Source organism: Rhodanobacter sp. B04 (assembly GCF_002001125.1).
Taxonomy (GTDB): Bacteria; Pseudomonadota; Gammaproteobacteria; order Xanthomonadales; family Rhodanobacteraceae; genus Rhodanobacter.
The window spans coordinates 171871-191365 of sequence record NZ_MUNV01000006.1; the positions used below are offsets into that span (position 1 = coordinate 171871).

The 19495-nt window shown below is 66.2% G+C and carries 12 protein-coding genes; 4 read left to right on the forward strand and 8 right to left on the reverse strand.

What is annotated here, in order from left to right; genetic code table 11:
* The first annotated feature begins 86 nt into the window (after positions 1–86).
* Positions 87–1211: a glycosyltransferase family 9 protein gene (locus B0E46_RS03515; RefSeq protein ID WP_077554319.1), complete on the forward strand. Its 1125-nt coding sequence runs from the start codon at positions 87–89 to the stop codon at positions 1209–1211.
* Here the strand turns inward: B0E46_RS03515 and B0E46_RS03520 are convergent.
* The 8 genes from B0E46_RS03520 to putA all read right to left on the reverse strand — a co-directional run bounded on the left by B0E46_RS03520 (position 1187) and on the right by putA (position 16102).
* On the reverse strand, positions 1187–4636 hold the full coding sequence (locus tag B0E46_RS03520) for an ankyrin repeat domain-containing protein (RefSeq protein WP_077554320.1): 3450 nt from the start codon (positions 4634–4636) through the stop codon (positions 1187–1189). The two genes, B0E46_RS03515 and B0E46_RS03520, sit on opposite strands and share 25 nt — an antisense overlap.
* Before the next feature lie 73 nt (positions 4637–4709).
* Complete coding sequence (locus B0E46_RS03525; RefSeq protein ID WP_077554321.1) at positions 4710–5003, reverse strand: YcgL domain-containing protein; 294 nt, start codon at positions 5001–5003, stop codon at positions 4710–4712.
* Between the two features lie 84 nt (positions 5004–5087).
* A complete protein-coding gene (locus tag B0E46_RS03530; protein ID WP_077554322.1) occupies positions 5088–6503 on the reverse strand; it encodes a coniferyl aldehyde dehydrogenase in 1416 nt (471 codons plus the stop codon).
* A gap of 85 nt (positions 6504–6588) precedes the next feature.
* Entirely contained in the window at positions 6589–9102 is a 2514-nt protein-coding gene (locus B0E46_RS03535) for a TonB-dependent receptor (protein WP_077554323.1), read from the reverse strand.
* A gap of 62 nt (positions 9103–9164) precedes the next feature.
* Positions 9165–10322 (reverse strand): SO2930 family diheme c-type cytochrome, encoded by a 1158-nt coding sequence (locus B0E46_RS03540; RefSeq protein ID WP_077554324.1) that lies wholly within the window; start codon positions 10320–10322, stop codon positions 9165–9167.
* 17 nt (positions 10323–10339) lie between these two features.
* Positions 10340–11575: a parallel beta-helix domain-containing protein gene (locus B0E46_RS03545; protein ID WP_077554325.1), complete on the reverse strand. Its 1236-nt coding sequence runs from the start codon at positions 11573–11575 to the stop codon at positions 10340–10342.
* 144 nt (positions 11576–11719) lie between these two features.
* Positions 11720–12796, reverse strand: coding sequence for an AraC family transcriptional regulator (locus B0E46_RS03550; RefSeq protein WP_077554326.1), 1077 nt, complete (start codon positions 12794–12796; stop codon positions 11720–11722).
* Positions 12797–12946: 150 nt separating this feature from the next.
* A complete protein-coding gene (putA, locus tag B0E46_RS03555) occupies positions 12947–16102 on the reverse strand; it encodes a bifunctional proline dehydrogenase/L-glutamate gamma-semialdehyde dehydrogenase PutA (protein WP_077554327.1) in 3156 nt (1051 codons plus the stop codon).
* 282 nt (positions 16103–16384) lie between these two features.
* Between putA and B0E46_RS03560 the strand changes: the two genes are divergently transcribed.
* The 3 genes from B0E46_RS03560 (at position 16385) to ctaD (ending at position 19464) form a co-directional block, all read left to right on the forward strand.
* The gene (locus tag B0E46_RS03560) at positions 16385–16849 is read left to right on the forward strand and encodes a DUF2244 domain-containing protein (protein WP_077554589.1); all 465 of its coding nucleotides are present in this window, start codon (positions 16385–16387) and stop codon (positions 16847–16849) included.
* Positions 16846–17781: a cytochrome c oxidase subunit II gene (coxB, locus tag B0E46_RS03565; RefSeq protein ID WP_077554328.1), complete on the forward strand. Its 936-nt coding sequence runs from the start codon at positions 16846–16848 to the stop codon at positions 17779–17781. Before B0E46_RS03560 ends, coxB begins: the two co-directional genes overlap by 4 nt.
* Before the next feature lie 66 nt (positions 17782–17847).
* Positions 17848–19464 carry a cytochrome c oxidase subunit I gene (gene ctaD / locus B0E46_RS03570; RefSeq protein ID WP_077554329.1) on the forward strand — a complete coding sequence of 539 codons (1617 nt, stop codon included), beginning with the start codon at positions 17848–17850 and terminating at the stop codon, positions 19462–19464.
* Positions 19465–19495: the final 31 nt, after the last annotated feature.

Consider the following 19495-nt stretch of genomic DNA (forward strand, 5'->3'; position numbering starts at 1 on the left):
CGCCGGTCCAACGATTGCCGTGAGATCGGTCGGAGGTTGGCGTAGGCTGCGTCAACCGCCTGCAAATTCCGGCGTTGATTGGAAACATGCCCACGAATCAGCTTTCCGCATCGACCGGCCCCGTCGTCATCCGCTTCGGCCGGCTCGGCGACACGATCCTGTTGCAGCCTTTGTTGCGCAAGCTGCACCAGCGCTATGGCCGACCCTGCCAGTTGCTCGCCCTGGGCGATTGGTCGTCGGCGCTGTATTCGGCGCAGCCGGAGGTGGCTGGCTGCATTCCGCTCAATTCGCAAGCCGGGCCCATCTGGATGCGCCCGCAGCGTTGGCGTGCCGCGATGGCCTTGCGGCGACTGCGCGAAGCCCCGTTCTACATCAGCGAGCCGGTGGAACGCGCGCGCACCAAGATTCGTCCGATGCTCGAACTGGCCGGTGTGCCGGTCGAGCACTGCACCTTCATCGAAGACATCCCGCTGATCCCGCACGAACACTGGGTGGATCTGCTGCTGCGTTTTGGCGATACCACGCCAGCCGCGTTCCGCAGTGTCTGCCCGCCGCTGGCGTCACCGGTGCGCACCGCGCCGCAGCTGCATGTCAGTGCGGCCGAGCGTGCCGAGCGGGATGCCTGGCTGGGCGCGAAAGGCTACAGTGCGCGCCCGCTGGTGCTGCTGCAACCGGCCAACAAGCGCACCATGCGCTGGAACGGGGTGCGCGCCGCCGAGGACGACGACAAGTCCTGGCCAGCCGAACGCTGGGCCGCGCTGGCGCGCGCGATCAGTTGCCGCATGCCGCAGGCACAGGTGCTTTTTTGCGGCTCGCCGGCCGAGGCCGGTTACCTCGATACCTTGTTGTCGGTCACGGGCGTGCGTTCACCCAGGATCGAGGCGGCGGTCTTGCCGCTCGGCCGCCTGAAGGCGCTGCTGGAGATCGCCAGCAGCATGGTTTCGGTGGATACCGGTCCGGCCCATCTGGCCGCCGCCATGGGTTGCCCATTGGTGGTGCTGATGGGTTCGCGTGACCCGCAGTTGTGGACCCCGCGCAGCGGAGCAGGCAGTGAGGTGGTGGTACTTGGCGGGCTGCCGGCGATCCAGCGGGTCGATGAAATCGAAACGGCCGAAGTGGTGAGTGCCTGGCGGGCACTGCGGCGACGCCCGCCGTTGCCGGACGCCGCCGATATCGAGATGGCCGCCTACTCGGCGGGCTGCGCCGGCTGACGCAAGGTCTGTCGTACGCTCGGGATCGCACTGCTGCGGGCGGCCAGTTCATGCGCGATATCGATGTAACCCAACTGGCGCGCCACGTCGGCCGCGCTGCGGCCGAAGGCATCGGCGGCGGAGCGGTCGGCGCCGCGCGACAGCAGCACGCGTGCCGGCGGCAGCAGGGCATGCATGGCACAGGCGTGCAAGGCGGTGACGCCGCGCTGGTCGGCGTGTTCGACCTTGGCGCCGGCTTCCAGCAGCAACGGCACCAGCGCACCGATGTGCGTGGCATCGCATTCGCTGCCGGGGCGAAGTTGCGCGCCCAGCAGCAGCAGCAGCGGGGTCTTGCCCTCGCTGTCCGCACGGTTGATGTCGGCGCCGCGCTTGAGCAGGCCGTCGAACAGGCGGCGTGCGCGCAGGCTGTCGTTGTGCTCGAAGCCGAATTGCGCGGCGGCATGCAGCGCGCTGCGGCCATTCGCATCGACCGCGTTGACGTCGGCGCCGGCATCCAGCAGGCGCTCGGCGATTTCCGGATACCCCATCGCGGTCGCCACCATCAGCGCGGTGGCCTCGTTCGGCAGGCGCTGGTCGGCGGCAACGTGGTGTTCCAGCAGCAGCTCGACCAGCGCCTCGCGCCGTGCGGCCACGGCCGCGGCCAGCGGCGTCACGCCGCTGCTGGCGCTCTGTGCGGCATCGGCACCGGCAGCGAGCAGGCTGGCGGCGATCTCGCGATGTCCGGCGCCACACGCGCGCAGCAGCGCCGAGGCGCCTTGCTCGTCGCGCGTGTCGACCGCGAAGCCCAATTCCAGCAGTCGTTGCACCGTGGTCAGCGCGCCGGCGGCCGCGGCTGCGGGGAGGTCTTGCGCGCGCAGCGGGCGATTCGGCCGTTGCCAGTCGCGCCAGTCCAGCCAGCGCTCCACCGCTGGGTGTTCCAGCGCCAGCCCGAGTGGCGTTTCGCCGTTGGCGTCGGCCGCTTCCGGGTTGGCGCCATGGGCGATCAGCGTGCGTACCAGCGGCAGTGCCTGCGCGCCATGCTCTAGCGCGGCAAACAGCGGCGTGCGGCTGTCGCGATCGCGGGTGTTCGGATCGCAGCCGCGCGCCAGCAGCGCCTGCAACAGGTCGAGCTGGGCATTGATCACGGCCAGGTGCAGCGGCGTGCGCTCGCGTGCGTCCGGACCGAACGGATCGGCACCGCGTTCGAGCAGGTTCAGCGGCAACGCGGCGCCTTGGGCTGCGCCGTTCAGTCGCGCTAGTGCTTGGGCCAGGAGCCCGGCGCCAGCCGGGCTGGCGCCGGCCTGCAGCAGATCGTCGAGCGCTTCGGTCGAGTTCGGCAATTGCTGCAGCAAGGCATCGAACAGGCGCCGGCCCAGCGGCGGCAGCGCGGCGACTTCACCGGTTTCGGCATCGTCGAGCCGCGGTGCTTCCAGCCGTGCCTCGGCATCGAGGCCGTGTTCGAGCAACCAGCGCCGCGCGGCGGTGAGGCCGGGCGTGGCCAGGTCGAGGTACAGCTGGGCCAGTTGGGCCTGTGGCCATTCACGCACGCGCTCGGCAAAGCTCGACACGATCGCCCAGTGCCCAAAGCGCAGCGCATCGAGCAGGTGCGCCGGCGTATCCGCGCCTTCGGCCAGCAGCTCGCGGCTGAGGTTGGCCGGCAAGGGCGTATCCGGATCGAGCAAGGCGACCAGGTCCCAGCGGCCGGCGGCGGCGGCATGGTCGAGCGCGCTGCGACCGTCGCCGCCGGCTGCCTTTGGCTCGGCACCCAGCGCGAGCAGGGCGCACACGGTTTCGCCATGCGCATGCGGCGATTGGCAGGCGAGGGTGAGCGCGTCACGGCCGTGCTGGTCGCGGGCGCGCGCGTCGGGCTGCGCTGCGGCCAACAGTTGCACGATGCTGCTGGCGCCGGCGCGGGCGGCTTCCATCAGGGCGGTGCTGCCATGCTGGTCGGCCAGGTTGATGTCGGCGCCGGCGGCGCATAGCGCGCGCGCGATCTGCTCGTGGCCTTCCGCGGCTGCATTCAGCAGCGCGTGCCGATGGCGTGCGTCCACCGCGTTGACGGTGGCGCGATGCTTGAGCAGCAGCTTGACGCCGGTGGCATCGTCGTCGGCGATGCCGGCGGCGGCGACCAGTGCCGGTTCGCCATCGGCCGGCGTGGGCTTGGCGCCGTGTTCCAGCAGGAATTTCGCCAGTGGCCAGTTGGCGGCACGGCAGGCCGTGGCCAGCGGGCTGATGCCGGCCTGGTTCAGCGCGTTGATTGGTGCGGCGGCATCCAGCAGCATCGCCGCCACGCCTGCGTCGGCGCTGAGCACGGCGCCATGCAGCGCAGTATTGCCTTCGGCGTCGGTGGCCAGCGGGCTGGCGCCATTGGCGAGCAGGGTCAGCACCGCCTCGGCACGGCCGTGCCAGCTGTCGCGGGTGGCGGCCAGCAACGGCGTGAGGCCGCCGGTGGCACGGTTCACGTCGGCACCCTTGACGATCAGTGCGCGCAGCAGGCGCGTATCGGGCAGCAGCGCGGCCAGCATCAGCACCGGGCGCTGGTCGCGGTCTTCGGCGGTGGGTGCGGTGTCGGGATCGGCGCCGGCCTCGATGAGTGCCAGCGCGCGTTCGATGTCGCCGTCGCGGGTGGCGGCCAGCAGGGCCTCGGCCTGTTCGGGTGTGCCGGCGGTGCGCTCCACTTCGCTCAACACAGGGCGCGGAGTACTGGTGGTGTTTGGTGGCGTTGCGGCGTTGTCGCTGCGCCGCCGCGGCTGGTGTCGTTCGCACAGCAGGGCACGCAGCGTGCGGTTGGCAATGACCAGGCAACCCAGCGGCAGCAGCACGATGCCATACAGTGCAAGCGCGGCGATACGCGGTTCGGCCGGCAGCATGCCGACCAGCCCGGTCAGGGCGATCGCGCCGAAGGCCAGCGCCAGCAGCGCCAGTGAAGCGGGCAGGAAATGACTGAAAAAGCGTTCCTCGTGCGACAGGTGGCGACCGAACGCGATGCTGCGCAGGGTGGCGGTGAAGATCCATGAACCATCGCGCTGGGTCGGATAGGCGTCATCCCACACGAACACCAGTCCGAACGCAGGCCACAATCGCCACAAGGCCACCAGCGCCAGCACGAGCGCCGCCGCCAGCAGCAGCGCCGCACCGAGGCTCGGGTTCTGGCTCAGTTGCAGCATCGGCCACGCCACCAGCACGAATACCAGGGCGGCGTATCCGGTGAACATCACCAGATGCGCGGCACCGCGGCGTAGCACGGTACGGCCGAAACGCGGCTCGGGATCGAAGCCGATCGCATGGCATACCGCCGCCATGGTCAGTGCATTGGCCAGCAGCAGCGGGATCAGCGTCAGCGGATGCGTGGCGAATCCGGCCGCGGCGATGGCGATGAGTCCCGGGATGAACCAGGCGAGAGCCTGCAGCAGAGGCGGGCGGCGGCGCGATTTGGGTTGAGTCATGGCCACAGTATAGAAATCGTTGGACGGACAGACGGTAACCAAGTGTTAACGCCATGGACTGGATCAGCGTGGCTCATTCGTCCCGGTCGTCCCGCGGTGCATGTGTATAGGCGAGGTGGTTGGCCGTCGCCAGTGTTTCCTGCGGCGGCAGCTGCAGGTGCCAACCCTGCATGCGCAGATGTTCGAGTACCTGTCTGGTGTCCTCGATCGGCAGTTTGCGCTGTTCGTCGAGCGACACCTCCATCACGAAACGCAACTCACCGAGCAAAAGCACCAAGGATTCGGGCAAGACATCGAACGCATCGCGCTGCGCCAGCCACAGGTAGCTGTCGTGCTTGCGCAGGCTGGCATAGACAAAACATTGCATGGCGATACCTGCTTGGAATGCATGGCTGGGGCGACGCCCAGAGCATTCGCGAGGGTAGCAGGAGCGCGGCCCGGTCGCGCCGTTCTAGCCGCGTTTCAGCAACAGGCCCAGCATGCGCTTGAAGCGTGCACCGTACGGCGGGTTGAGCAGGCCGACGCCGTTGAAGCGCGCCTGCCGGAACACCGGCTTCAGATGCGAGAACGTGTGGAAGCCGGCCTCGCCGTGGTAACCGCCCATGCCAGAGGCGCCGACGCCGCCGAACGGCAGGCCGTGCTGGGCGATGTGGAACAGGGTGTCGTTGAGGCTGACGCCGCCGGCCACGGTGCGTGCCAACACGCGGTCGATCAACGCCTGATCCTGTTCGAACAGATACAGCGCCAGCGGATGCGGATGCGCGGCGACGTACGCGATCGCCTCGTCCAGGTTGTCGTATGGCACCAGCGGCAGCAACGGGCCGAAGATCTCTTCCTGCATCACGCTCATGGTGTCGTTGACACCGGTCAACAGCACCGGCGACAGCCGACGCGGCTGCGTGTTACTTGCGGTCTCGTCGCCCAGTGTTTCGGCACGCGCGCCAGCGGCCACCGCGTCGTCACGCAGCGCCGCAATGCGCTGATATTGGCGATCGGAGACGATGCTGGTGTATTGCTCGTTCTCACCCAGCCTGGGGTACAGCCGGCCAGCGGCAGTGCGAGCTGCTGCGACGAAATCGGTCACCTGCGCACGGGGCAGCAGCACGTAGTCGGGCGCGATGCAGGTCTGCCCGGCATTGACCAGCTTGCCGAACAGGATGCGTTCCACCGCGTGCTCGAAGCGCGCGCCAGGCCCGATGATGGCCGGCGACTTGCCGCCCAGCTCCAGCGTTACCGGGGTCAGGTTGGCGGACGCCGCGCGCATCACATGATGGCCCACCGCAGTGGAGCCGGTGAACAGCAGGTGGTCGAACGGCAGCGCGGAAAAGGCCTGCGCCACGGCCGCATCGCCGGTCACCACGGTGACTTCGTCGGGCCGGAAATAGCGTGCCATCTGTTCGGCGAACAGCGCCGAGAAGCGTGGCGTGAACTCGCTCATCTTCAGCATCGCGCGATTGCCGGCGACTAGCGCGTCGACCAGCGGGCCGACTGCCAGATACAGCGGGTAATTCCACGGCACGATGATTCCGATTACGCCGAGCGGCTGTGGGCGCAGCTCGGTGCGTGCCGGCAGGAACGCCAGGCCGGCCAGTTTTCGCCGTGGCTTCATCCAGCGCCGGCCGTGGCCGAGCGCGTGGCGGATCGCGGACAGGCTGGGGAACAGTTCCAGCAGGTCGGTTTCCTCGCGCGGGCGGCAGCCGAAGTCGGCGTTGATCGCCGCTGCGAAAGTCTCGCGCTGTTCGAGCAGCATCTTCTCCAGCGTACGCAGCCTGGTGGCGCGCGCGCGCCAGTCCGGCATCGGCTCGGCGCGCTGGGCGGTGCGCAGGAGTTGCAGGCGCTGGTTGAGGTCGTTGGCGGAATCGGTCATGGCAGGCACTTGTATGAAGGATGCAGCATGCGCTCATCCATCGGAGTGTGCGAGGACAGGCTGTGTGGCTGCGCAGGCATGGGCATCAGAATTTCGCGCGCAGCTCCACGCCCCACGTGCGCGGCGGCGTGATGTTCGCGTAAGCCGAGCCCAAGGGTGCGGCGGTGTTGTCGACACCGGTGACGTAGCGCTTGTCGAGCAGGTTGCTGACGAAGATGCCGACGCCCCATTGGTCGCCCGGTGCATTCCAATCCAGCCGCATGTCGACGCTCTGCTGGGCCGTCCCGACGGGGAAGTTGGGGCTGACCTGGCAGGTGCCCTGAAACCCGGAGCCGCTGTTACAGCGCGTCTTGCCGCGAAAACCGTACGCGGCGTTGTAGACCAGGCTGCCGTTGAATACATCGGGCACGGTATAGCTGAGGTTGGCGGCACCGGAGAAGAAGGGGGTGCCGGTGGGTTGGCCGGACAGGTTCTTGCTGTCCGTGGAGATGTAATGCGTGTAGGTCGAATCGATATAGGCGCCATTGAGGCCCAGCCGCAGATTGCCGAACGGTATCCACTGCAGCTCGGCCTCCAGTCCATGAGCGTGCTGGTCGCTGGTGGTGATCACGTATTGCGGAACGCCATTGGTGCCCGTCGGCGCCGGCTGCAGCGACAGCCCCTGAAGGTTGTCGTAGGTGTAGTAGTACCCGGTCACATTGAACAACAGGTGCTGATCCGGGAACACGGTCTTGACCCCACCTTCATAGTTGGTCACGTGTTCCGGCGCGTAGGTTCCGCCGACCTGCTGGAAGTTGAAGCCCCCGGCCTGGTAGCCCCTCGTCACGGAAGCATAGGCCATCACGTTCGGGGTGAAGTGGTAGTCCAGCACGATGCGCGGACTGACGTTGCGCCAGTTGCTGCGCTTTTGTGTCAGCACGCCGATCGGACCGGCGGTATCGGGGGTGAATATGAGGTTTTGCTCGAACTCGGGAAGGACAAGGCCGTCAAAAATCGGATTTCCCGAGGGAGGCAGAGCGGCCAGGGTGGCATCGAGCTGGGGTGCGTAGCGTGGCGGGATGAACCAGCTGTACTGTTTCTGGTCGAGGGTGAAGCGCACGCCAGTGGTCAGGTTGAGCTTGTCGCTGAGGTGCCAGATCACGTCGCCATAGGTCGCGTACGAGGTGATGGTCTGGCCGTTGCGGACCTGTTCGCTCCAGGGGTCGCCGAGCAGGGAGGCCAACTGCGGCATGGTTGGAATGAGGCTGTCGACCAGCGGCCATCCCACCTGGCTGGCAAAATTATTGAGGATCAGGGTGGTCACGGAGTTGGTGTTGACATCGACCTGGCTGGTTTGATGCGACTTCTCCAGATAGAAGCTGGTGCCGGCGACCCAGTCGATCAGGTCGGTGTTGCCGGACAGCTTGAACTCCTGGTACCAGCTGTTGCTGTGCTCGATGTTGGCGGTGTCGAGATAGACGTTGTAGTTGTTGGTGCCGTCGTAGTCGCCCAGGTTGAACGTGTCGAAGTTGCGCCACGCCGTGGTGGACGTGAAGCTGCCCCAGCTGAAGGTATGGTCGACGGTCAAGGTGGCGCCGTCGAAACGGCGCGTTTCGGCCCCGCCGACGGCGTCGTTGTACAGCGGCGAATGCAACGGGTTGACATAGGTGGCCGGGTCGGTGGGGTATGGCGGTATCGTCATGCTGTTCAGCGGTGCCGGGAGCTGCGTATAGCTCGACAGCGGAATCAGCCCGAATGCCGGATGCGGCGCCTGCTTGAGTTGCTCATGGTCCCAGGCCAGCAGCACCCGCGTGTCCGGCGTGATGTTCCAGCGATACACGGCCCGCGTGCCCCAGTCGTCGTTGCCCCCGTAATGCTTGCCGCTGGCGGCGTCTTTGACCCAGCCGTCGCTCTGGTTGTCCAGCACGCTCACGCGCAGCGCCATGTCCTTGTTCAGCGGAATGTTGATCAGCGCGTCGCCGTAGCGCTCGCCGTAGTTGCCGTAGCGCAGGGTGGCCTTGGCTTCGAACTTGTCACTGGGTTCATTGGTAACGATGGAGATCGCGCCGCCAGCGGAATTGCGACCGAACAGCGTGCCTTGCGGGCCTTTCAGCACCTCGATCCGCGCGATGTCGTTGAATGCCAGCAGTGCGCCGCCGGTACGCGCGGCGTAGACGCCATCCACATAGACACCGACCGCGGATTCCGTGCCGGCGCCGAACCCGCTGCCACCGATGCCGCGCAGCTCATACGAGGGCTGGGTCGGCTGGTCGGCACTGACCACCAGGCCCGGCACGAAGATGTCCATCTTGCTGATGTCGGTGGCGGCCAGCGTCTGCACCTGCTTCGCGGTGATGATCTGCACCGGGATCGGTACCGACTGCACCTCCTGCGAGCGGCTCTGCGCCGTCACCGTCACGTTGCCAAGCAGCTTCGCTTCGGCGACCTTGGCCTTGCTGTCGGGCGCCTGATCGGGCGTGGCGGCCGTTCCGCTGGTGGCAGTGTCCTGCGGCGCAGGGTCGGCGGCGATGGCCAGCGACGGGCCGCACAGAAACAGCGTACTGGCGCCCAGCAGCAACCGGTGCAAGGCGATCGAAAGTGGACGTTGACGCATGCTCATGCCGTGCTCCCCATGCATGGTGTGGCCATGCCTCGCGGGCACGGCGCTCTTGGTATTGGCTCTCAATGCAACGTCACGCAGCTCCCCGGCTGCGCGGCGATCCAAGCCTTGATCAGTGCCACGCCTTCGCGGTGCACGGTACTGCGGCCGATCTCCGGCATCATCGTGCCCGGTTCGGTGGACGACAGTCGATAGGGAATGATCGAATCCTCGGGCTTGCCCGGCACAATGTCGAACAAGTGGTCGCCGGTACCCTGGCCGGCAGCAGTCGGCGGTTTGCAGATGCCCAGATGGCGGTCTTCCGGCGTGTCGTAGGTCAGCGACAGCCCGGTGGTGTTGGCTGCACCGTGCGGGTTGTGGCAGTGGCCGCAGTTGATGTCGAGGTAGGCGCGTGCACGCGCATCCAGCGGCGCTTTCGGATCGGCCCAGTCCGCATCGCGCGGTGCCGCTGCGGCTGCGGGCGCGTCGCTGAGGTAGCCCACCTGCATCAGATGTTCGAGCTGGTTCTGCTCACCGCCGGCATAGCGGTAGTCCTTGTTGATGTGGCGTGCCTTCGGGCCGATCGGATGGATCTTGCGGTCGATCCAGTCCTGCGCATGGCAGCTGGCGCACTGGCTTTCGTCCGGCACCACGTAGTTGAAGTCTTCGCGCGCAGGTGTGCCGTCGCTGGGCATGGCATCGACCAGGGTCAATGGCATCACCGCACCGGTGCGGGCGAGCGTGGCTTCGGTCTGTGCCTCGTTCCACACGTAGGGCATCGCCGCCCAGCCATCCTTGCGCCGCACCAGGATGCGGGTCTCGACCAGGTGCACGTGCGCCATGTCGAGACCCTGGCCGGCGAAGTCGTGCGAGTAATCGTAGCTGCGTGCGATATCGGCGAACTTGCCGTCGGCGGCTTTCGGGTAATAGAACGTCTTGCTGATCACCGTGCCGACCGGGAAGTCGAAGGTGTCGCTGGGGTTGTACTTCGCCGACGTGCCCTTCGGCATCCAGATCGTGCGCAGCTTGTGCGCGTAGTCGGTGAACAGCGGTGTATTGAGATCGTACGGCACCACGCCGTCGTTGAGCTCAAGCTTGCCGTCGCGCACCTCGACCACGTGCCAGTCGCTGAGTTTCGGTGGCCGGCCGTCGGCGTGGAAGGCCACCGGCGGCATGCCGCGCTGGCATGCCGTCAACAGCAACAGGACGAGCAGCGGCAACGCATGTCTGATCCATTTCATCCGCACTGACGATACCCTCACACCTTCGGCTCCGGATTCAGCACCACCGGCGGCAGCTTGGGCAGGGTGCACTGATATGGTTTGGTGTCGGTGCTTGGGTTCTTGTAGTCGTGCGCGCCGTCGGCATTCAGCACCCCGTTGACGTCCTGGATGCAGATGCGGTCATCCGGTGGCGGCAGGCCGTTCACCAGGTCCTTCGGGTCGCTGTAGCCGTCCCACAGCACGTCGGGGAAGCGGCCAGTGAGTCCGTAGACGGCGGTCTTCAGGGTCTTCAGCTTGAGCCCGTCGGGCGAATCGCCGCCGCCCGTCAGACGGTTGCCGTAGATGAAGATGCCCTTCGGGTACGGGTTGTAGTCGGCGGCCACACCGCGGGTGTTGTAGTAGTTGGTGGAGAAGTAGCTGGCGACGATCAGGTTCGCGGTCTGGTTGTCGGCGATGTCGTTGTCGAAGATCTCCACCTTGTCGTTGGAGTTCACCACCACGCCGGAGCCGGCCGGCACGCTCGCCACCGCCGCGCCCTTGGCGGCGAAGTTGCCGGTGTTGTTGGCGAACACCTTGTTCTTGAACACGCGGGTGGCGTGTCCCGCCTGCGAAAGGTTGGGCATGTTGAACACCAGGATGCCGCCGGTGTTCTTGGTCGCGGTGTTCTCGTAGACGTCGGCGTTGATCGAGTTCTCGATCTCGATGCCGGCCACGTTCTGTTCGGCGCGGTTGCGCCGCACGACGATGTTCTGCGACTGGCCGACGTAGATGCCGGCATCGGAGGCGCCGATCACCACCGAATCTTCGACCAGCACGTTCTGCGTCTTCACCGGGTACAGGCCGTAGGCACCGTTGGTGGTCTGCGGGCCGGCGGTCCACTCGATGCGCACGCCGTGGATGGTGATGTTCCTGCCCTGGTTGATCTTCAGCGCGTCGCCCTTGGTGTCCTCGATCGCCAGGTTCTCGATGGTGAAATCGTTGGCGTTGACCAACAGTCCTTCGGGCCCGACCAACTGGCCCTTGAACGACAGCACGGTCTTGTCCATGCCGGCGCCCTTGATGGTGACGCCATCGGTGCGCAGGCTGAGACCGCGCTTGAGCGAATAATGGCCGGCGGGAATCTCGATCACGCTGCCGGGTTTGGCGTCGAGCAACTGCTGTTGCAGCTTGCTCTCGAACGATGCATCGGTTTGGCTTTGCGGTGCCGGTTCGTGCTGGCCACAGCCAGCCAGCAGGATGGCGGCGGCAATCGGCATGCAGATCTTGCGCATGATGGAAGCTCCCCAGGCGCCGTGCGGCGCGGTATGGCCCACTGTCGTGCAAGCGTGCGATGAGGGGGAGGGCAAAAAGGACGAACAGGGGGGGCGAATCGGCCAGTCTTGAATCTGTAATGAGGGTCGGGCCCAGCTATCCGTTCAGGACATGCTGCGACGGGCCGACTGCGGCGGCATGCCGGTCCAGCGCTTGAACGCGCGACGGAATTCGCGCGGGTCGCTGAAACCCAGCTCGTTGCCGATCTCGGCCACGCTGAGCTGGCCCGCGTGCAGCAGTTCCAGTGCGCGTTCGGCGCGGACACGATCGTGGATCTCGCGAAAGATGCGGCCGCTGTCCGCCAATCTGCGCCGCAGTGAGCGCTCGCTCAGATGCAGTGTGCGCGCCACTTCGGTCAACCTGGGATGTTCACGTAGCTGGCTGCGCAGCAGGCGCTCGACCGAACCGACGATCTCGTCATGACTGGCGTTGCCGCGCAGCTGTTGCTGGCACAGCGCCAACGCTTGCCGCGAGGTCAGCGGGTTATAGCCGGGCAACGGGTGAGCCAGCCAGCCGGTATCCACCAGGATGCGGTTGTACTGGGCGCCGAAAAGCACTTCGCAACGGAAAATCCGTGCGTATTCGTTGGCATAGGCCGGTGCGGGATAAGTCAGTTCCATCCGGACCGGCACCAGCTTCGGCCCGACCAGTTCGCGCGCAATGGCCAGCGAGCTGGAGAACAGCTCCTCGCACAGGAACGGCAGCAGCTCGATCTCGCCGAAGCGCGGCCACGCCTGCACCGCTACGGTCTGCGCGTCGAGCACGGCAAAGTCCACATCGAGCAGGCTGCCGCAGACCTTGTGGTTCTCGATGCCCACGCTCATCGCCTCGCCGAAATTGCGCGAGGTCATCATCGCCAGTCCGAGCAGGCCGAAGCTGCCGATGGTTTCATTGCTGCCAACCACCAGGCCCAGCGCCGGATCGCGCAGGACTTTCAGCCCGCGCCCGATCAGCGTGCGCGCCTGCCGGTAGGAGACCCGCACGCTGGGATCGTTGATCTGCTGGCGGGTGAGGCCGAGCCCGGCGAACCACGCATCGCTGGACAGCCCGCGTCTTGCCGCGAGCTCGGTCAGGTGCACCAGTACGTTGGGCGGTATGTCGGCAGCCAGGGCGCGCGGATCGGGCTCGGCCACCGACGACGGTGTAAGCCGTGAAACCTGCATTCCCGCCGCTTGTGACATGCCTGAGCCCTTTCCGTGCCGACCCCATCGGCGCAGGAACGAGTTCTAACACGGGCAGCGCCGGCGTGGTTGGCGCGGCGCACAAGGGTTGTTGCGGAGTGCGTGGCGTATCCATGGATGAGGCCCGCCGAAGCGGGCCTCATCGGGCGTTTACTCGCCGATCGTCAACAGCGAGGCGTTGCCGCCGGCCGCCGTGGTGTTGATGGTGAGCGTGCGCTCGCCAGCGAAGCGCAGCAGGTAGTGCGGGCCGCCGGCCTTGGGGCCGGTGCCGGACAGGTTCTCGCCGCCGAACGGCTGCACGCCGACCACCGCGCCGATCTGGTTGCGGTTGACGTAGCAGTTGCCGACGCGGGCGTGGCTGGCGATGTAGTCGACGGTGTCGTTGATGCGGCTGTGGATGCCGAGCGTGAGGCCATAGCCGGTGGCGTTGATCTGCTCGACCACCTGCTTCAGTTCGCTGCCCTTCCAGCGGATCACGTGCAGCACCGGGCCGAACACTTCGCGGGTCAGCGTGGCGAGCGAGGGAATTTCGTAGGCGCGCGGGGCGAAGAAGGTGCCGTTGGCGGTGAGTGCCGGGTCGAGTGCTACTTCGCCGATCTTCTTCGCTTCCTTGTCCATGCGCGCAGCGTGGTCGACCAGGATCTTCCTGGCGTCCTCGTCGATCACCGGGCCGACGTCGGTGGACAGCTGGCCGGGGTCACCCACCTTCAGCTCGCCCATTGCACCGGCAAGCATCGCGCAGACCTTGTCGGCGATGTCTTCCTGCACGAACAGCACGCGGGCGGCCGAGCAGCGCTGGCCGGCGGACTGGAACGCGGAGGCGATCACGTCCTTGACGATCTGCTCGGGCAGCGCGGAGGAGTCGGCGATCATCGCGTTCTGGCCGCCGGTCTCGGCGATCAGCGCGGCGATCGACGCATTGCGCGCAGCCAGCGCGCGATTGATCGCCCAGGCGGTCTCGGTGGAGCCGGTGAAGGCGACGCCGGCCACGCGCGGATCGCGGGTCAGGGCGGCGCCGACGGTGGCGCCGTCACCCGGCAGGTACTGCAGCACGTCGGCCGGCACGCCGGCGTCGTGCAGCAGCTTCACGGCGGCGTAGCCGATCAGCGAGGTCTGCTCGGCCGGCTTGGCGATCACGCTGTTGCCGGCCGCGAGTGCGGCGCTGACCTGGCCGAGGAAGATCGCCAGCGGGAAGTTCCACGGGCTGATGCAGACGAACACGCCGCGGCCGTTGAGGAACAGCTGGTTGCTCTCGCCGGTCGGGCCCGGCAACTGTTCGGGCTGACCGAACAGGCGGCGCGCCATGGTGGCGTAGTAGCGCAGGAAGTCGGCGGCCTCGCGGATCTCGGCGATCGCGTCGGGCAGGCTCTTGCCGGCCTCGCGCACGCACAGCGCGATGAACTCGCCGCGGTGCGCTTCGAGCTGCTCGGCGGCATGTTCGAGGATCGCGGCGCGGCTGGCCGCGGGCAGGCGATCCCAGCCGTGCTGCGCGGCGACGGCATTGCTCAGTGCCTTGTCGACGGTGGTGCCGTCGGCGCTGACGTAGCTACCCACGGTCTGGCGGCGGTCGGCGGGGTTGGTCACCTGCACGGTCGGGCCGTTGGCCGTTGCACCCGGCACAAGCGGACCGGCGGTCCATGGGCCAGCGTTCGCGTTGACCGCATCGGCCATCGCCTTCAGTTCGTTGTCGTTGGAGAAGTTGACGCCCATGGAATTCTTCCGAAGTTCACCATAAAGATTCACCGGCAGCGGAATGCGCGGGTGCGGGATCGAAGCGAAGGCGCGCACCGTTTCGCACGGGTCGGCGACCAGCGTGCGCACCGGCACGCTCTCGTCGACGACGCGGTTGACGAAGCTGGTGTTGGCGCCGTTCTCGAGCAGGCGACGCACCAGATACGGCAGCAGGTCTTCGTGCGTGCCGACCGGTGCGTAGACGCGGCAGGGCACGTTGAGGTTCTGCGGGCCGATCACTTCGGCATACAGGTCGGTGCCCATGCCGTGCAGGCGCTGGTATTCGTACGGACGGCCCTGCGCGATGTGATGCACGGCGGCGATCGAGTGCGCGTTATGCGTGGCGAACTGCGGGTAGATCAGCTCGACGCCGGCGTTGAACAGGCGGCGTGCGCAGGCCAGGTACGACACGTCGGTGTTCGGCTTGCGCGTATACACCGGATAGCCGGCCAGGCCGTTTTCCTGCGCGCGCTTGATTTCGGCGTCCCAGTAGGCGCCCTTGACCAGGCGTACATACCAACGACGATTGGCGGCACGGGCGGTCTCGATCAGCCAGTCGATCACGAACGGGGTGCGCTTGGCATACGCCTGCACCACGATGCCGAGGCCGTTCCAGCCTTCCAGCGAAGGATGCGCGAACACGTCGCCGATGATGTCCAGCGACAGTTCCAGCCGCTCGGCCTCTTCGGCATCCACCGACAGCGCGATGCCGTGCTTCATCGCCAGCTGCGACAGTTCCAGCAGCTTCTCGCTGAGCTGGCGGTGGGCGAGTTCGCGCTTGGCCACCTCGTAGCGCGGGTGCAGCGCGGACAACTTCACCGAGATCGACGGCGCATCGGTATGGTTCGCGAACGGGCCGCGCGCGCCGATCGCGGCGATCGCGTTGCGGTAATCCTGCTGGTAGCGCTCGGCGGTCTCGCTGGTCAGCGCCGACTCGCCCAGCATGTCGTAGGAATAGCGGTACACCGCGTATTCCTTCTTCGCGCAGCGGTCCAGCGCCTCGTCGATGGTCTGCCCCATCACGAACTGGTGACCCATGATGCGCATCGCCTGGCGCACGGCGAGGCGGATCGCCGGTTCGCCGGCACGGCCGACCAGCCGCTTCAGCGCGCCGGTGAAATCGTGGCGGGTGTCCTCGGCGAGATTCACCAGATGTCCGGTGAGCATCAGGCCCCAGGTGGAGGCGTTGACGAACAGCGACTCGCTCTGGCCCAGATGCTTCTTCCAGTCCGCATCGCCCAGCTTGTCGCGGATCAGCTTGTCGGCGGTGGCCTTGTCGGGGATGCGCAGCAGCGCTTCGGCCACGCACATCAACAGCACGCCTTCCTCGGAGGAGAGGTCGTACTGGCGCATGAAGGATTCGACGGCGCTCTGGTCCTTCGCGCGTGCACGCACGCGCGTGACGAGGTCGGCGGCGAGATCGATCACCTTCTCACGCTCGACCGGCGGCAAGGTGGCCTGGACGAGCAGGTCGTTGACCGCTTCGGTCTCGTCGCGCAGCCATGCGGCGGTGATGCGCGCACGGGCCGGCTCGGCGCCGGCGGGGAGTTCGGGGCTGAGGATGGGTTGGGTCACAGGGGAAGCCGGTGCGAGGGCAGGGACGGTGTAAACGTCGAATTGTACGCCGGACTCCGTGTGCCCGCTGCACGGGTCGGCGCTGTCCGTTACCGGCCCGGGTGGCCGGTCAATCGCGGTGTCGCCATGCTCGCTGACGTAAATCCGCGGCTTGATGCGGATCGCATGGGTGCGACATTCTTGCCCGTTGACTCGCCGCAGCCTATCATTCCGCTGTTCCAGGCACGCCGGATCCCCATGATCGTGCTTCGACCAGCTGCCGCCGGCCTGCCGTGCGTGACGATGTGGCTCAAGCCCAATCGCGCGCTCAGCCGACGCGGCCTGCGTCGATTGATCGTGGTTCTGGTGGCGCTGGCGCTGATAACGGCAGGACTGGGTGCGTGGCAGGGGAATGTATTTGCTCCGCTGTTTGCCTTGGTTGAATCCGCCGCCGTGGCTTGCGCGTTGAGCGTGGCCTGGCGGGCCGGTGACCGCAGTGAGCGCATCACCCTCGACGCCATGTCGCTGGAGGTGCAGTCGCTGCCCGGTCGCCGCCGCATGCGTTTCCAGTCGTACTGGGTGCGCGTGCTGCTGGAGCCGGGTAATGGGCGCCAGCGCCTGCTGTTGTCATCGCACGGGCGCGAAATGGAAATTGGCGCTTTTCTGGCGGATCAGGAACGCGTCGAGCTGTCGAAGAAACTCATGGTGTTGCTGGCGGATTTCCATGGCCGGTCACGCGAACAGGTTCAACAAAGGTGCAAGACATGACATCTGGCGGCATCAGGCGATCATTCACGGCATGGGCGGCGCTGGCCCTTGCACTGTTCGGCGGCGTGGCTCAGGCCGATCCGCACCCGTATCAGCTGAACATGCAGCGCGGTGCGAGTACCTGGTCGCAGGTGCCCTACGATCTGAACAACATCTCGCTCGGCGTGTGCGTGGTGATCGGCATCCTGGTGTTCGGCGCGATGTTCATCGCCATGTTCCGCTTCCGCAAGTCGCGCGGCGCGGTGGCCGAGAAGTGGTCGCACAACACCATGCTGGAAATCGTGTGGACCACGATCCCGGTGATCATCCTGATCGTGCTGGCCTACCTGGCCACCGGCGGGATCACCTCCTGGTCCGATACCACCGGTTCGCAGATGACCGTCAAGGTCACCGGCTACCAGTGGAAGTGGCGCTACGACTATGTCGACTACCTCGGCAAGCCGATCAGCAAGGTCGGCTTCATGTCCAAGCTGGACACGCAGAGCGACCAGACCCGCCAGCTCGGCTCGGGCATGGATCCCTATGCGGTCAAGGTGGGCGACGAGAACACCTACCTGCTGAACGTGGACAAGCCGCTGGTGGTGCCGGTCGATACCAAGATCCGCTTCGTGATCACCGGCGCCGACGTGATCCATTCGTGGTGGGTGCCGGCGCTGGGCTGGAAGCTCGACGCGATTCCCGGGATCATCAATGCGGCCTGGACCAACATCAAGGAACCGGGCACTTATCGCGGCCAGTGCGCCGAACTGTGCGGCCAGGATCACGGCTTCATGCCGATCGTGGTGGTGGCGAAGTCCAAGCCGGATTTCGCCAAGTGGCTGGCCGAGCAGGAAGCGCAGTCGGCAGCACCTGCCGCGGCACCGGCAGCGGCATCGACGGCTGCTGCTCCGGCGGCCGAGCAGACCGCTACGGCACCTGCCACGGCCAAGTAGGTCCATCCCCGCTACTCGCAGTCTCATTGCAGCCGCATTCAATTTTCAGGTTAGAGGTGCAAGGCCATGTCCCACGCAGCCACCCATGATCACCACGATGATCACCACGGCGCGCCGAAGAGTTTCTTCCAGCGTTGGTTCATGTCGACCAACCACAAGGACATCGGCACGCTGTACCTGGTCTTCGCATTGGTGATGTTCTTCATCGGCGGCAGTTTCGCGATGCTGATCCGCGCCGAGCTGTTCACGCCGGGCATGCAGCTGATGCAGCCGTACTTCTTCAACCAGCTGACCACGATGCACGCGCTGGTGATGATCTTCGGCGCGATCATGCCGGCCTTCGTCGGCCTCGGTAACTGGATGATCCCGCTGATGGTCGGCGCGCCGGACATGGCGCTGCCGCGCATGAACAACCTGTCGTTCTGGATCCTGCCGTTCGCCTTCACCCTGATGCTGTCGACCCTGTTCATGGCCGGCGGTGGCCCGGCCGGCGGCTGGACGATGTACCCGCCGCTGTCGCTGCAGAGCGATTCGCTGGCTTACGTGGTGTTCGCGGTCCACCTGATGGGCATCAGCTCGATCATGGGCGCGATCAACATCATCGCGACCATCCTCAACATGCGCGCGCCCGGCATGGAACTGCTGAAGATGCCGGTGTTCGTGTGGAGCTGGCTGATCACCGCCTTCCTGCTGATCGCGGTGATGCCGGTGCTGGCCGGTGCGGTGACGATGCTGCTCACCGACAAGTACTTCGGCACCAACTTCTTCAATCCGGGCGGCGGCGGCGACCCCGTCTTGTATCAACATATTTTCTGGTTCTTCGGGCATCCCGAGGTCTACATCATGATCCTGCCGGCGTTCGGGATCATCTCGGAGATCATCCCGACCTTCGCGCGCAAGCCGATCTTCGGCTACAAGGCGATGGTGTTCGCGATCGCCTCGATCGCCTTCCTGTCGTTCATCGTGTGGGCGCACCACATGTTCGCGGTCGGCCTGCCGATGGGCGCCGAGATCTTCTTCATGTACGCGACGATGCTGATTGCGGTGCCGACCGGCGTGAAGGTGTTCAACTGGGTCAGCACCATGTGGGGCGGCTCGATGACGTTCGAGACGCCGATGCTGTTCGCGATCGCGTTCGTCATCCTGTTCACCATCGGCGGCTTCTCCGGCCTGATGCTGGCGCTGGTGCCGGCCGACTTCCAGTACCACGACACCTACTTCGTGGTGGCGCACTTCCATTACGTGCTGGTGACCGGCGCGCTGTTCGCGATCATCGCCGCCACGTACTACTGGCTGCCGAAGTGGAGCGGCCGGATGTACAGCGAGTTCTGGGCCAAGATGCATTTCTGGAACTCGGTGATCTGGGTCAACGTGCTGTTCTTCCCGCAGCACTTCCTGGGCCTGGCCGGCATGCCGCGCCGTATCCCGGACTACAACGTGGCCTTCGCCAACTTCAACATGATCAGCTCGATCGGCGGCTTCCTGTTCGGCGCCTCGCAGCTGATCTTCCTCGGCGTGCTGATCCACGGCGTGTGGTTCTCCAAGAAGAAGGCCACCGACCGCGTGTGGGAAGGTGCCAAGGGCCTGGAGTGGACCGTGCCTTCGCCGGCGCCGCACCACACCTTCGACGTGCCGCCGGTGATCCACGACGACGAACTGGCGCACGGCCACGTCAACGATTGAACAACCATCAGGGCGCGTATGCCGGAAGCGG

Excerpts from the sequence above, each read along its gene's own strand:
- B0E46_RS03520 (WP_077554320.1), bottom strand. The coding sequence starts at position 4,636 with ATGACTCAACCCAAATCGCGCCGCCGCCCGCCTCTGCTGCAGGCTCTC.
- B0E46_RS03530 (WP_077554322.1), bottom strand. The coding sequence starts at position 6,503 with ATGACCGATTCCGCCAACGACCTCAACCAGCGCCTGCAACTCCTGCGC.
- coxB (WP_077554328.1), top strand. The coding sequence starts at position 16,846 with ATGACATCTGGCGGCATCAGGCGATCATTCACGGCATGGGCGGCGCTG.
- B0E46_RS03545 (WP_077554325.1), bottom strand. The coding sequence starts at position 11,575 with ATGCGCAAGATCTGCATGCCGATTGCCGCCGCCATCCTGCTGGCTGGC.
- B0E46_RS03540 (WP_077554324.1), bottom strand. The coding sequence starts at position 10,322 with ATGAAATGGATCAGACATGCGTTGCCGCTGCTCGTCCTGTTGCTGTTG.
- B0E46_RS03550 (WP_077554326.1), bottom strand. The coding sequence starts at position 12,796 with ATGTCACAAGCGGCGGGAATGCAGGTTTCACGGCTTACACCGTCGTCG.
- B0E46_RS03560 (WP_077554589.1), top strand. The coding sequence starts at position 16,385 with ATGTGGCTCAAGCCCAATCGCGCGCTCAGCCGACGCGGCCTGCGTCGA.
- ctaD (WP_077554329.1), top strand. The coding sequence starts at position 17,848 with ATGTCCCACGCAGCCACCCATGATCACCACGATGATCACCACGGCGCG.
- B0E46_RS03525 (WP_077554321.1), bottom strand. The coding sequence starts at position 5,003 with ATGCAATGTTTTGTCTATGCCAGCCTGCGCAAGCACGACAGCTACCTG.
- B0E46_RS03535 (WP_077554323.1), bottom strand. The coding sequence starts at position 9,102 with ATGAGCATGCGTCAACGTCCACTTTCGATCGCCTTGCACCGGTTGCTG.
- B0E46_RS03515 (WP_077554319.1), top strand. The coding sequence starts at position 87 with ATGCCCACGAATCAGCTTTCCGCATCGACCGGCCCCGTCGTCATCCGC.